Genomic DNA, 14,193 nt, shown 5'->3' with positions numbered 1-14,193 from the left:
GGTTATGTCGGAACATCTGCAATTTCTAGCCCAAAGAGAACAAATCGATATTCTGATCGGAAAAGGATACAGGATTCAGTCCGTTAAGGAACATTTAAATGGTGCCACAGTAGAGTTTTTCGATGCTGAAGGAAATCAACAGGAGACCTTATTGGTTGGAAATGCAAATGCCAGAAAGTATCTTTCCAGTCTATTGGTTAAGCAAAATCAGCTGTCTACCTAATTCCATAAACAGGATTGGCGGTTTGGGACGCCAGTCCTGTTTTACCCCAAAAAGCAGTCTATTAAGGAGTGTGGCCCATGAAGGAGCAATTCCATTTAACAGTAGCTGACATCTTACAAAGGAAGCACTTTGAAAATACTAGTATTGTAGCAGGAAACGAAGGTGTTACCAATATCTTAAAATGGGTTCATGTAGTGGAGGTCACCAGCATTCGAAATCTTCTAAACGGGAACGAACTCATTTTATCGACAGGAATTGCTTGGCGAGATAACACCAAGCAATTTATTTCCATGGTCAAGGAATTCATTGAAAATAATGCCGCAGGCTTATGTATAGAAATGGGTACATACCTATCCGAGATTCCCGCTGAAGTGATTGAAATTGCTAATCAGCACCAATTTCCGATTATTTTGTTTCATCAGGAGGTGCCATTTGTAGAAATTACCCAGGATATCCACTCTGAAATTATCAAGCAGCAATACCGAAAGATTTCTGATCTTGAAAATTATTCGCAGCGTCTTAATAAAAGACTGCTGTCAATTGAAAGCTACGAGGATATTCTCCAATTTATTTTCTCGGCATTAGACGTCCAGATTATTTTCCGATTAAAAAATCAGCATCCTGAATTTGTTCCGGAAATTTCTCATCGTGAACAGGGTGTTGTTCTTCAGCAGCTGGAGACCGCAAAAGATGAGCCATCTGACAAATTCGCATATGCTCCCATTTTTCTGTTCGGACAGGAGTTTGCCGAGCTGGCTATTTATTCGAAAGACATCCCCATCAGTGAGTTTGATTTATTAATTCTAGACAGAACAGCAACTGCGTTGGCCCAGCATTTATTACGAGATATGTATGTGGAGGAAAAAAAGCGGGCGGAAGAAACGGAGTGGCTGCAAGGGTGGCTGGAAGGTGAGCATATGCTTGAGGAGATTTTATCATACTTGGCTGAAAATGGGTTAAAACCAAAAACACAAAATGCTGCGGTTTTAATTACGAAACTGTTTCCCTTCAAGGAAAAATCAGCCCCAGATGCAACCTATTTAAAGCTTTTGTTCCGTTCGGTTTTTGAACAGCAGGGTTTTATCGTCTTTTTCATAGAAAAAAGAAACGAATTAACGCTTGTTTTGCTGAACAACCGGGCGAAGAAGAATATGAAGGAACGGATTAAAAAGGCTATTCAAAGTATGGAAGAATCTGAATTTATCCGAAAGCAATGCTCATCCAAATTAATGATTGCAGCTGGCAAGTTTACGGATTCGTTGGGAGAGGTACATAAAAGTTATTTCACAGCTAAAGAAACACTCCGAATTCAGCAAAAAATGACCGGAAAACAAATCTGTCAGTTTTATGAAGATTTGCACTTATATCGGTTAATTTCCCAACTGAGCAAACATACCGATCTGCAAGAATTGGCGGCTGAATATCTAAATCCGGTGATTCAGTATGACCAAAAGTACAATGCCAAGCTGTTAGAAACATTAAAAGCTTATTTGGAGTGCAATGGGTCTAAACAAGAAACCTCAAATAAATTATTCATCGTAAGACAAACGCTTTACCACCGGCTGCAAAAGCTGGAGAACTTACTTGGCGAGGATTTTATGGACCATGAAAAACGGGTGGCCATTGAATTTATGCTGTTGGTTCATGATTATTTACATGCCTCCCAGTCTAATCATTTACATGTAAGCGAACGTCTTGGCAAAATGTAGTGATTCTATGTCATTATGTTGAAGATTTCTCTCCTTGCATTTTACAGTCTGTCTAATGAAACACTGGTACCAATACGAGATAATGAAACTATATAAATCTATATCGTTAGTAAGGAGGCGGAAAAATGAGTGTCACAAAGAACGAAACGGCGGTTTTGAAAAATTTTATTAATGGGGAGTGGGTATCATCTGTAAGCAGCCAGACCTTGGATGTGCCGAATCCTGCCACAAATGAAGTGTTAACCAAGGTACCGGTTTCCTCAAAAGAAGATGTGAATCGGGCAGTGGCTGCTGCAAAAATCGCATTTAAATCTTGGAAGCAGGTTCCGGTGCCGAAAAGGGCGAGAATTTTTTACAAATATCATCATCTATTAACAGAAAATCACGAAGAATTAGCGAGATTAATTGTATTAGAGAATGGTAAGGCCTACAACGAGGCTTACGGTGAAGTGCAGAGGGGCATCGAGTGCGTCGAGTTTGCCTGCGGTGCACCTACGTTAATGATGGGGGAATCGTTATCAAATATAGCCGAAGACATTGATTCTGAAATGTTTCGCTATCCGTTAGGAGTGGTCGGCGGAATTACCCCGTTTAACTTTCCGATGATGGTCCCATTATGGATGTTCCCCCTTGCGATTGCATGTGGAAATACGTTTGTTTTAAAGCCTTCCGAACGAACCCCCATCCTTGCCAATCGGCTAGCGGAACTGTTTACACAAGCAGGGGCTCCAAAGGGTGTTCTCAATGTGGTCCATGGTGCCCATGAGGTAGTCAATGGCCTGCTGGAGCACGAAGATATAGCGGCCATATCGTTTGTTGGGTCACAGCCAGTCGCTAAGTATGTGTATGAACAGGCAGCAGCTGCCGGCAAGCGGGTCCAGGCTCTGTCCGGAGCGAAAAATCATCATATTGTCATGCCAGACGCTAATATGGATAAGGCTGTTCAGCATATCATTAGTTCTACTTTTGGCAGTGCCGGCCAGCGCTGCATGGCATGCAGCGCTGTTGTCGTAGTGGGAGACAACGAGCCGTTTGTTCAAGCCCTCAAGAAAAAAGCAGATGAGCTCATCATTGGAAGCGGCATGGATGAAGAAGTGTTATTAACTCCTGTCATTCGTAAAGAGCACCGTGAGAAAGTTCTCAGTTATATTGAAAAAGGTCTGGCCGAAGGCGCCGAATTAATTAGGGATGGACGTGATGAAATGGATGATCATCCTCAAGGAAACTTCCTCGGGGCAACCATTTTTGACCATGTAGCACCTGATATGACCATTGCCAAGGAGGAAATTTTCGCCCCTGTGTTAAGTCTTCTCCGTGCTGAAGATTTAGATGAAGGTCTTGAATACATTCGCAAATCCAGATATGGAAATGGCGCGACAATTTATACAAACAATGCCAAGGCTATCCGTAAGTTCCGGGAAGAAGCGGATGCCGGCATGCTCGGAATCAATGTGGGCGTGCCAGCGACAATGGCGTTTTTTCCATTCTCAGGCTGGAAGGATTCCTTCTATGGAGACCTTCATGTAAACGGAAAAGACGGTGTAAACTTCTATACTCGTAAAAAAATGATTACTTCAAGATTTGATGCCTAGTTTAGAAAGCTGTTCACGAATACGAAAGCGAACATAAACTATTTTGATAGTTATTTTTCACTAATTGCAACTCTTACGCTGACAAGAATGGAGGAGCAAGCATGGTTCAAACAGAGCGGTCACAGGATTCATTGCTTGAAAAAGATGAAAAATATGTTTGGCATTCAATGAAGCCATACAGTCCGAAATCAACGATTGTGGTTGAAAAAGCGGAAGGTTCCTGGATTACAGATGTGGATGGCACACGGTATTTAGATGCGATGGCAGGATTGTGGTGTGTCAATATCGGGTATGGCAGGACTGAACTGGCAGAGACAGCGTACGAACAACTAAAAGAGATGGCTTATTTTCCATTATCACAAGGCCATGTGCCGTCTATTAAACTGGCGGAAAAGCTGAATGAAATGCTTGGGGATGAATACGTCATCTTTTTCTCCAACAGCGGGTCAGAAGCCAACGAAACGGCGTTTAAAATAGCCAGACAGTACCATCAACAACGTGGTGAGCATAACCGTTATAAAATTGTCTCACGCTACCGTGGTTATCATGGCAATTCGATGGGAGCTTTGGCGGCGACCGGGCAAGCACAAAGAAAATATAAATATGAACCACTAGCACCCGGTTTTATCCATGTTTCACCGCCAGACTCCTACCGGGATGATCTCAATGTGTCAGACCCGAGAGAATTGTCATCGGTAAAAGAAATCGACCGGACGATGACATGGGAGTTAAGCGAAACGATTGCAGCGTTGATTATGGAGCCAATTATCACTGGCGGCGGTATCTTAATACCACCTGATGGTTACATGAAGGCGGCAAAGGAAGTATGTGAAAAACATGGCGCTCTCCTAATTGTCGATGAGGTCATCTGTGGATTCGGCCGTACGGGAAAACCATTTGGCTTTATGAACTACGGCGTCAAGCCTGATATCATTACCATGGCAAAAGGCATCACGAGTGCTTACCTGCCGCTCTCGGCGACTGCGGTTCGAAAAGAGATTTATGAAGCCTTTAAAGGAACGGAAGAATATGACTATTTCCGGCATGTTAATACCTTTGGCGGCAACCCGGCAGCTTGTGCCCTGGCACTAAAAAATCTTGAAATCATGGAAAAAGAGAAACTATTTGACCGTTCCAGAGATTTAGGGGAACAGCTATTAAATGATTTAAAAAGTTTGCTGGCAGATCATCCGTTTGTCGGAGATGTTCGCGGAAAAGGACTTTTAGTCGGAATTGAATTGGTCCGTGATAAAACGACAAAGGAACCACTTGATGTGGGACTTGTAAATAAGGTGATTGCCGACTGTAAAGAAAATAGAGTGATTATCGGCAAAAACGGAGCTACAGTAGCCGGTTATAACAATGTGTTAACCCTGTCACCACCGTTAAGTATTGAACAGAAGGATATTCATTACCTGGTTAAGACCCTAACAGAAGCTCTTAACAAAATAAAATAGTGGAGGAAAAGCACTTGTGGACTGAATAGATACAAGTGCTTTTCATTTTTGTGGTTTACCATTTTCAGTTTACTAAACCATAAAGGGGGAAGATGAATGAGTTGGGAACCTGAGATACATGAACTGAGACGACGAGAAGAACTGGCCAAACAAATGGGCGGGGAGGAACGTGTAGGGAAGCATAAATCTTACGGGAAACTGACAGTACGGGAGCGGATTGACCAGCTGCTTGATGCTGCAACGTTTCACGAAACAGGCGCTTTAGCTGGAAAAGCTAAGTACAATGAAATGGGGGAGTTGGTTGAGTTTACTCCTGCTAACTTTGTTTTAGGGACGGGCCGCATTGATGGCCGAAAGGTTGTGGTTGGCGGGGATGATTTTACCGTAAGAGGCGGAGCAGCGGACGGTGCCATTTATGGGAAGCAGGTTTACGCCGAAAAAATGGCGCATGATTTGAAAATTCCTTTGATTCGCCTTGTGGACGGGACTGGCGGAGGAGGCAGTGTCAAGTTCCTTGATACGGAGGACACATATGTTCCAGTTAACCCGGCATGGAACTTGGTCGTAGCTAATATGGAGCGTGTCCCTGTCGTAGCAGCCTGTATGGGTTCGGTAGCGGGACTTGGAGCAGCCCGTGTTGCCGCCTCCCATTTTTCCATTATGATCGAAGGGACCTCGCAATTATTTGTTGCAGGTCCGCCGGTTGTTAAATATGGAATGGGGCAGGATTTAACGAAAGAAGAGCTAGGAGGGGTACAAGTACATCGTTCAAGTGGGGCAGTCGACAACATTGCCAAAACCGAGGAAGATGCTTTCGAACAAATTCGTACTTTCTTATCCTATCTCCCTCCAAACGTTTGGCAGCTGCCGCCTGTCAAACCATCTGATGACCATCCTGACCGCAGGGAAGGAAAATTGATTTCCTTCATTCCAAGAAACCGAAGGACTCCCTACAAAATTCGCGAGCTCCTCCCATTGATCTTTGACCACGGTTCAATTTTTGAAATGGGCAATTACTATGGTGGAGGAACGGTCACTTGCCTGGCGAGGCTGGATGGCTATCCAGTCGGGGTAATAGCGGCAGATCCGTATGTGAATGGCGGTGGCCTTACAGCGGAGAGTTCCGAAAAAACGGAAAAGTTTGTTGACCTCTGTCAGACCTTTCATCTGCCAATTGTCAATTTGGTTGACCAACCAGGAATGGTGATTGGTCTTCCAGCAGAGAAAAAAGGCACCATTCGCAAAGGAGTCCGGGCCATCGCCGCAATCTATCAGGCCACTGTACCCATGGTTGAAATCGTTTTACGTCGGGTATTTGGTGTTGGCGGGGCTGGCATGACCAATGGGCACGGATTGAATTTGCGTTATGCCTGGCCATCCGGAGATTGGGGCTCTTTACCGGTTGAAGGGGGTGTTCATGTTGCCTATCGGCGGGAATTGGAGGCAAGCGACAACCCGAGTGAACTACTAAATGAATTGCTTGAGCGGATGGAATCCGTACGATCACCTTTCCGTACAGCAGAAGCCTTTGGCATTGAAGAAATCATTGACCCACGAGATACAAGGCCGCTTTTGTGCGAATGGGTCAAAGATGCCTACGCACTATTGCCTCAGCAGCTTGGTCCTTCCAGCCATGGCATGAGACCATAAAAAATAAAGCGCATTTACCTCATAACGGTAACTGCGCTTATTTTTTAATGAGTAATTTGTTTGTTTAATTTTGTGCTAATCGTTTCTACAAAGGCCTGTTCAGGCGCCGATTTTTTCAGCTTTATCGTTAGCAGTAAACCGACAGCTAAACAAATAGAGGTAAACAGGAAGGCTGATTTGAAACCTCCCCAATCCTCAATGAGCCAGCCGGCAAAGGCTGGACCCACCAATTGACCGACCGCAAAGTAAAAAGTGACATAACTGAAAGCAATCGGCATATCAGCCGGTTTCACATAATCCATACTAGAAGCTTGTGTCAGTGTAAAAAGCCCTGTTGAGGTACAACTGATTAATATGGTGTGAATGGTGAACCCAATCATTGTTGGGAAGAATAAGGCAACCAACATGGAAACCATCACAAGACCCATGGTGGCAATAAGGGAAGTTCTTCTCCCAAGATGATCCGATATTTTCCCCCAAACTGGTCCGCTAAAAATTGATAAGATCCCATTCAAAGCCATTAACTGTCCTGCGTATTTGACTGGTATGCCCGACTCCAGCATAAAGCTCATGATAAAAATGACTTGTACGATGTAGGTAAGTCCAACGATTCCATAGATAAGACCGACATGGATGACATGCCGATTTTTATAGACTTCTTTTGGGTTGGTTTTGATTGCGTGTTGTCCAGGTTCTGTTGCCTCAGGTGGATTTTTTATAAATAAAAAGGTTAACAGGACCACTGTCAAACCGATAATGGCGTAGGTTCCCCAGGCGAATCTCCAGCCCAATTCAGAATCTAGCCTGCTTAAAAACGGTACAATAATTCCTGCAAAAAGAATCCCTATTCCAGCACCGCTCGTTGCCATTCCGATTACAAACCCTCTTTTTTGCGGAAACCAGGCGACAAGAAGGGAGATAAACGGCGTATATGTAAAGGAGGTCCCAATCCCCAAAAGCAGCATAAATAAAAATGCCATAACATAGGAGGAGGTAAAACTAAGCCCGATAAGCCCTAATGTAACAAGAGATATTCCAAGTAATATTGTCTTTTTGCTGCCCCATTTTGCAGCCAGGATCCCTGCGACAATCAATGTGCTAACGTATCCCAATGACGTTGTGGTTCCCAAGAAACCTGCTTCTTTATACGTAATATGTAACCCGTCTCTCATGAACGGAAGAATGACTCCATATGAAAGTCTTGCAAAAGCTAGCACAACAACGGTGGTTAAGATTCCGATTAAGCAATAGAGCCACAGATTCGCCTGTGTTTGACTATTTGTCTCCATCAAGGTCTCCCTCCATTAACATTTTTATTCCAGAAATTGGTGTGTATAATCCAACCAGTATCGAACAAAATTGAAAGGAAATAATTTTTAAAAAATTGTCTAAAACAGACAGAGTTGGTAAAAATAAAATTTGTTGTGGTGGTGAACACAATGGGCTTTTTGGACAGGTTGTTTGGCAAATCCACAGAAAAGGAGACAATTTCTATGACGAATGTAAATTTGGCTGTTATTTTTTACAGCATGGGCGGTACGAACTACCAGCTAGCACAATGGGCGGCAGATGGAGCCAAGGAAGCCGGTGCTGAGGCGAAAATTTTTAAAGTGACTGAACTTGCTCCCGAATCCGTTGTTCAAGGCAATGAAGTATGGAAAGCTACTACAGAGAAGACGGCCCACATTCCTGAAGCCAAATCGTCTGACCTAGAATGGGCAGATGCGATTATTTTTAGTGTACCTACCCGGTTTGGAAATCTTCCATCGCAAATGAAGCAATTTTTAGATCTTCAAGGCGGTCTATGGGCACAGGGCAAATTGGTGAATAAGGTGGTCAGTGCAATGTCATCGGCGCAAAATCCGCATGGCGGTCAAGAGGCGACCATTTTATCGCTTTATACTTCCATGTACCATTGGGGTGCGATAATTGCTGCGCCTGGTTATACCGATCCGATTACATTTGCTGCAGGCGGAAACCCTTATGGTACCAGTGTTACCGTTGATGAAAATGGAAAAATGGTCGGAGATGTGGAAGCAGCCGTTAAGCACCAAGCCAAGCGGACAGTAACGATTGCGGAATATATTAAAAAAGGGCAACAATAAATCAAAAAGAGCGAATCGTCATCGGGCGGTTGGCTCTTTTGCTTTTTTCTTAATTGTTAGATTCATGAAGACAAAAAAGACTGATGAAGCCCCGCTTTTGTCCCCATAAATGGGCATGAAGACAACAAATCGATCAAAGGCATTCACTTTGTCCTCATGATCCTCTTATGAAGACAATAATTGATTAAAACGATTGGTTTTTGTCTTCATAAGAGTACCTGCTTATCTACTGGAAAAATTAGGATTTGTTATTAATTGTAAGCGATTTCTCTAAATTAATCTATTGACTTTTTTCGATTTTCTTTAGATAATCAAATAAATATAAATTGTAAACGGTAAGGGACTAGTAAATTTTTGGAACATGTTAGAGAGTGAAACCCATCGGCTGGAAGGTTTCTCATGGAAAGAAAGTTGAACCTGCCCTTTGATGAACTGCTTATGAAAACATAAGCCGTGAACCCTCGTTACGGGTTTTGAGTGGGTGCAAGGCATCAACAAAGGTGGTACCGCGGAAACGATTCTTCCGTCCTTTTTTTAGAAGGACAGATGAGTCGTTTTTTATTTTCCAATTAAAATGACACCAATTTTTAAAAGAAGGGTTCGGAAACAATGAAAAAACAGCTTGTTGTTGTGAAAATTGGCAGCAGTTCACTGACGACTGCTACAGGAACGATTTCTGAAGACAAAATCAGGGACCACGTGGAGGCATTGGCATACTTAAAACAGCAAGGCCACGACGTGATCTTAATCTCCTCCGGTGCCGTTGCCGCCGGATTTGGTGCGTTGGGATACCCGGTCCGCCCGAATACGACAGCAGGAAAACAGGCGGCCGCAGCGGTAGGGCAAGGGCTGTTAATGCAGCATTATAATGAACTATTTAAAGAGTTCCAAACAGTTGCCGCACAAATCTTGCTAACACGAGAGGACTTTTATAGCCAAGCGAGATTTCAAAACTTATATTCTACTATAAATGAGTTGCTGCATCGGGGTGTTATTCCCATCATTAACGAAAATGACTCAGTATCGATCGAGGAATTAACCTTTGGGGACAATGATATGCTATCGGCTCTTGTCAGTGGATTTCTGCATGCTAATGCCCTCATCATTTTAACCGATGTCAATGGACTCTATGACGGCAACCCGAAAGTCTCCAAGGATGCTAAGAAATATCATTTTATCCCAGAGGTTTCCGAACAGCTGCTTGGATATGCAGACGAAAACGGTTCATCGGTTGGTACTGGTGGCATGAAATCCAAACTGCTCGCTGCCCAAAAAGCTTTATCACTTGGTGTCAGTGTCTTTGTTGGGCGAGGATCCGGAAAAGACAAGTTAGCAGATATTTTAGCCGGAAAAGGTGATGGAACCTATATTGGTGGACCGTTTCATACACAAATGCAGATGCGAAAACAATGGATTGCCTATCATTCCCATGTTGGCGGGGTAATCGAAATCGATGATGGAGCAGAACAAGCAATAGTTCAAAAAGGGAAAAGTTTACTCCCAGTAGGTGTAACCAACGTCATTGGAGAATTCAATGCGCTAGATGTGGTAGAAGTCCGCAATCAAAAAGGGAAAACCATCGGCAAAGGACAAATTTACTTTTCATCTAAGAATTTAACTAAGGTAAAGGGCCTGCCGAGTGAGCAATCAAAAGCTTACTCGTTTAATCATAAACCGGAAGTAATTCACCGGGATAATTGGGTAATATTACGCGAGGAGTGAGGGGAAATGACTGAACTTATCGAAAAGGCTAAAAAACTGACAGCAGCTTCCAAAAAGCTAGCAATTGTTTCAACGCAAGGAAAGAATGAAGCACTAGCGATTATGGCCGAACAAATTTTAAAAGAAAAAGAGTACCTTTTACAAGAAAATAGCAAGGATATTGAAAAAGGTAAACAACAAGGGCTATCTGCATCATTATTAGACCGACTGCTGCTTACAGAGCAAAGAATTGAGCAAATCGTGGAAGGCATACGGCAATTGGTGGAACTGCCTGATCCAATCGGTGAAATCATCGAGGCATGGGACCGGCCAAATGGACTTTCCATTCAATCGATTCGAGTTCCACTTGGTGTGATTGGGATGGTGTATGAGGCTCGCCCAAACGTAACTGTCGATGCTGCCAGCTTATGTTTGAAAGCGGGGAATGCCGTTCTGTTAAGAGGAAGCACATCGGCACTGAATTCGAATAAAGCACTTGTTCAAGTCATGCAAAATGCGCTTGCACAAACAGCGATTCCAGCTGATGCGGTTCAACTATTAGAGGATACAAGCCGCGAGACGGCTTCACAAATGTTTAGGCTGAACCAATACCTCGATGTTCTCATACCACGAGGCGGTGCTGGTTTAATTCAAAACGTGATTGAAAATGCCACTGTCCCAGTATTGGAAACTGGTGTAGGAAATTGTCATATTTTTATTGATGAATCAGCAGAAAAGGATATGGCAATTAACATTGTCCTTAATGCAAAATTGCAGCGTCCGTCTGTATGTAATGCTGCAGAAACCGTCCTGATTCAGAAAAACTGGCCTTATGTGGGGGACTTGATCGAGGCACTCCATGAAAAAGGCGTGGAATTGCGCGGCGATGAACGATTGTCTTTCCGCTTCTCATTTATAACAGCAGCCACCGAAACAGACTGGGAAGTAGAATTTCTGGCTCCAGTATTAGCTGTAAAATTAGTGGAAGATGTAAGTGAAGCTGTTACCCATATCGATCGTTATGGCACGAAACATTCCGAAGCGATTATCACCGAGGATACCAAGAATGTAAATCTATTTTTCCAGGCAGTAGATGCAGCGGTCTTGTATCATAATGCCTCCACCCGTTTTACCGATGGAGAACAATTCGGTTATGGTGCCGAAATTGGCATCAGTACCCAAAAGCTTCATGCCCGCGGGCCAATGGGACTCAAGGCGATTACTACAACCAAAGCACTTGTAAGAGGTACTGGCCAAATCAGGGCCTAAGAATGAAAACCAAGTATGGATGATGTTCCATACTTGGTTTTTTGTCTTATATAGGTCAACATCTGGTATAATAAAAAAGCAAACATATATTCTTATACAAAGTTGGTGTTTTCGTGTCCCATGCAATCCATATCTCTGTCAGAACTCTTGTCGAATATGTTTACAGCTCTGGCAGCATTGATTCCCGGTTCCGCCCGCAATCCACGTTGGTTGAGGGAACGAGAATTCATCAATCGATTCAAAAAACATATGGGGAGAAGGATGAAAGGGAAGTTTACCTCTCCATTGACATTCCCTTTGATGAACTTGTCTATAAAATCGATGGACGATGCGACGGATTATTATTTCACGATGGAAAAGTAACAATCGATGAAATCAAGTCGTTCACAAAGCCGTTGGAGACAACTGAGCCTAATGGGTATCCTGTTCACTGGGCCCAGGCGAAAATGTATGCCTACATATATGCCACTCAAAATCAGCTCTCGGAGTTAGAAGTTCAATTAACCTATGTTCACGTAGAAACCGATGAGAAAAAGTATCTAACACAAACAGTCAGCTTATCTGAATTAGAGGCATTCGCTAATCAAGTGATTGAAGCCTATGCTCCTTTTGCAAAATGGCAGCAACAACACCGAGGTCAAAGAGATACGAGCAGTAAAGAACTTGGCTTCCCGTTTCCTTCGTACCGAGAAGGCCAGCGAAAATTGGCTGGAGCCGTATACAAGTCACTACTAGATAAGAAAAATCTATTTGCCATGGCCCCAACAGGAATTGGCAAAACTATTTCAACGCTGTTTCCAGCAGTGAAGGCAATAGGAGAAGGGATGCTGACTCGCCTTTTCTACCTGACGGCCAGAACCACCACGAGACAAACAGCTGAAGAGGCCTTTGCCCGGATGCGTGAAAACGGACTTTGTATGAAGACGGTCACAATTACGGCAAAGGATAAAATGTGTTTTAAAGATGAAACCATTTGTCAGCCGGATGTGTGTGAATTTGCCAATGGTTATTACGATCGAATTAACGGTGCTGTACTTGATATACTTGAAAACGAACAGGCATTGACTCGGGATGTGATTGCGACATATGCCCGTAAGCATCGTGTTTGTCCGTTTGAATATTCCCTCGATCTTGCTTATAGGGCCGACGCCATCATTTGCGACTATAATTATATTTTTGACCCAAAGGTTTCACTTAAACGAATGTTTGAAGAAGACAAAAAATCCACAGCGATTTTGGTCGATGAAGCGCATAATTTAGTCGACCGCGGGCGTGAAATGTTCTCAGCGTCGATAAACAAGCAATTATTCTTGCAGATCAAGAAACAGTATAAAGGAGTAAACAAGCCAATATTTGAAGTTGCCAGCCAAATAAACTCCTGGTTTTTAGTTTTTAAAAAATCGATGGATGAAAAAAAGGAAATCGTTCTTGAAGCAATGGATGACCAACTATTAATTCAGCTTCATCACTTTGCAGAAGAAGCGGAGAAGCTGCTAACAACAAGTCCCATGCCTGATTTATTGGATGCGTATTTCACCATCAATCAATTTTTAAAAGTCATGGAATTGCTGGACGAACATTATATTATTTATGGTCAACAAGAAAGAAATGATGTCACCTTAAAACTATTCTGCATTAACCCTTCCAAATTGTTAAAACAAATGGCTAAAAACTATCGCTCGAAGGTGTTTTTTTCTGCCACTCTGAACCCGCTTGAATATTATCAAGACTTGATTGGTGGTGGGGAAGACGATTATCGGGTGTCCATTCCTTCCCCTTTCTCCAAGGAACAAGTGGACGTGTTTATTAAGCCAATCTCAACAAGATACCGTGACCGAGAGCGGTCACAAGCAGCCATTGTCTCCATGCTGAATGCATTGATTGGCAGCCGTACAGGCAATTATTTGGTGTTTTTCCCGTCCTATCAATATATGCTTGCTGTCTATGAAGAATTTAATCAGGCAAATAGTAGCACGAAGACACTCATCCAATCGGCCGGAATGACAGAAACAGAGCGGAAAACATTTCTGGATGGTTTTCAAGCTGACTCGAATGAACCACTAATTGGTTTTGCCGTTTTGGGAGGCATTTTTTCAGAAGGGGTGGATTTAAAAGGAGATCGTTTAAATGGAGTAGTGGTGGTTGGAGTCGGTCTACCGCAAATTGGCTTTGAACGGAATTTGATTAAGGAATTCTTTCAACACAATGGCCGGAATGGTTATGATTATGCTTATGTATTTCCAGGAATGAACAAGGTTTTACAGGCTGGCGGGAGGCTCATCCGTTCGGAACAGGATTACGGGGCCATCGTCCTCTGTGATGACCGTTTTTTGCAAAATAAGTACCAATCATTGCTCCCTGAGGAGTGGAAAAGCTATACAGTGCTATATAACTAGCTGCTGAAAAAAGCGGCTAGTTTTTTTTCATTCTGCGTGACAAAATGGTTTTTTATGGAATATAATTAACAAAAAGTTGCACTTGGCAAAA

The 14,193-nt window shown here is 43.1% G+C and carries 10 protein-coding genes; 9 read left to right on the top strand and 1 reads right to left on the bottom strand.

Features of this window, described 5'->3' with window-relative positions; genetic code table 11:
- The first annotated feature begins 4 nt into the window (after window positions 1–4).
- From BN2425_RS07210 to BN2425_RS07190, 5 genes are all read left to right on the top strand, one after another.
- Entirely contained in the window at window positions 5–223 is a 219-nt protein-coding gene (locus BN2425_RS07210) for a hypothetical protein (RefSeq protein WP_042456911.1), read from the top strand.
- A 77-nt stretch (window positions 224–300) separates the two neighbouring features.
- Window positions 301–1,932 (top strand): PucR family transcriptional regulator, encoded by a 1,632-nt coding sequence (locus tag BN2425_RS07205; RefSeq protein WP_042456906.1) that lies wholly within the window; start codon window positions 301–303, stop codon window positions 1,930–1,932.
- Between the two features lie 125 nt (window positions 1,933–2,057).
- A complete protein-coding gene (locus tag BN2425_RS07200; protein WP_042456903.1) occupies window positions 2,058–3,524 on the top strand; it encodes a CoA-acylating methylmalonate-semialdehyde dehydrogenase in 1,467 nt (488 codons plus the stop codon).
- 101 nt (window positions 3,525–3,625) lie between these two features.
- Window positions 3,626–4,981 (top strand): aspartate aminotransferase family protein, encoded by a 1,356-nt coding sequence (locus tag BN2425_RS07195; protein WP_042456900.1) that lies wholly within the window; start codon window positions 3,626–3,628, stop codon window positions 4,979–4,981.
- A gap of 96 nt (window positions 4,982–5,077) precedes the next feature.
- Window positions 5,078–6,631 carry an acyl-CoA carboxylase subunit beta gene (locus BN2425_RS07190; RefSeq protein WP_042456898.1) on the top strand — a complete coding sequence of 518 codons (1,554 nt, stop codon included), beginning with the start codon at window positions 5,078–5,080 and terminating at the stop codon, window positions 6,629–6,631.
- A 44-nt stretch (window positions 6,632–6,675) separates the two neighbouring features.
- Here the strand turns inward: BN2425_RS07190 and BN2425_RS07185 are convergent, their stop codons facing one another.
- Window positions 6,676–7,920, bottom strand: a complete 1,245-nt coding sequence (locus tag BN2425_RS07185) for an MFS transporter (RefSeq protein ID WP_052352799.1) — start codon at window positions 7,918–7,920, stop codon at window positions 6,676–6,678.
- A 204-nt stretch (window positions 7,921–8,124) separates the two neighbouring features.
- Here BN2425_RS07185 and wrbA point away from each other — a divergent pair, with 204 nt between their 5' ends.
- From wrbA to BN2425_RS07165, 4 genes are all read left to right on the top strand, one after another.
- Window positions 8,125–8,736, top strand: coding sequence for an NAD(P)H:quinone oxidoreductase (gene wrbA / locus BN2425_RS07180; RefSeq protein ID WP_042457158.1), 612 nt, complete (start codon window positions 8,125–8,127; stop codon window positions 8,734–8,736).
- A 609-nt stretch (window positions 8,737–9,345) separates the two neighbouring features.
- The gene (gene proB / locus BN2425_RS07175) at window positions 9,346–10,458 is read left to right on the top strand and encodes a glutamate 5-kinase (RefSeq protein ID WP_042456895.1); all 1,113 of its coding nucleotides are present in this window, start codon (window positions 9,346–9,348) and stop codon (window positions 10,456–10,458) included.
- 6 nt (window positions 10,459–10,464) lie between these two features.
- A complete protein-coding gene (locus tag BN2425_RS07170; protein WP_042456892.1) occupies window positions 10,465–11,706 on the top strand; it encodes a glutamate-5-semialdehyde dehydrogenase in 1,242 nt (413 codons plus the stop codon).
- A gap of 113 nt (window positions 11,707–11,819) precedes the next feature.
- Window positions 11,820–14,102: a helicase C-terminal domain-containing protein gene (locus BN2425_RS07165; protein WP_042456890.1), complete on the top strand. Its 2,283-nt coding sequence runs from the start codon at window positions 11,820–11,822 to the stop codon at window positions 14,100–14,102.
- Window positions 14,103–14,193: the final 91 nt, after the last annotated feature.

The organism is Neobacillus dielmonensis (assembly GCF_000612665.1).
GTDB lineage: Bacteria > Bacillota > Bacilli > Bacillales > Cytobacillaceae > Neobacillus > Neobacillus dielmonensis.
Note: the sequence above shows the minus strand (reverse complement) of the source record. Positions and strands in the feature narration are given on the sequence as shown.

What these genes read in the sequence shown, in the direction of transcription:
- BN2425_RS07210 (WP_042456911.1), top strand. Translation starts at nt 5, where the DNA reads ATGTCGGAACATCTGCAATTTCTAGCCCAAAGAGAACAAATCGATATT.
- BN2425_RS07205 (WP_042456906.1), top strand. Translation starts at nt 301, where the DNA reads ATGAAGGAGCAATTCCATTTAACAGTAGCTGACATCTTACAAAGGAAG.
- BN2425_RS07200 (WP_042456903.1), top strand. Translation starts at nt 2,058, where the DNA reads ATGAGTGTCACAAAGAACGAAACGGCGGTTTTGAAAAATTTTATTAAT.
- BN2425_RS07195 (WP_042456900.1), top strand. Translation starts at nt 3,626, where the DNA reads ATGGTTCAAACAGAGCGGTCACAGGATTCATTGCTTGAAAAAGATGAA.
- BN2425_RS07190 (WP_042456898.1), top strand. Translation starts at nt 5,078, where the DNA reads ATGAGTTGGGAACCTGAGATACATGAACTGAGACGACGAGAAGAACTG.
- BN2425_RS07185 (WP_052352799.1), bottom strand. Translation starts at nt 7,920, where the DNA reads ATGGAGACAAATAGTCAAACACAGGCGAATCTGTGGCTCTATTGCTTA.
- wrbA (WP_042457158.1), top strand. Translation starts at nt 8,125, where the DNA reads ATGACGAATGTAAATTTGGCTGTTATTTTTTACAGCATGGGCGGTACG.
- proB (WP_042456895.1), top strand. Translation starts at nt 9,346, where the DNA reads ATGAAAAAACAGCTTGTTGTTGTGAAAATTGGCAGCAGTTCACTGACG.
- BN2425_RS07170 (WP_042456892.1), top strand. Translation starts at nt 10,465, where the DNA reads ATGACTGAACTTATCGAAAAGGCTAAAAAACTGACAGCAGCTTCCAAA.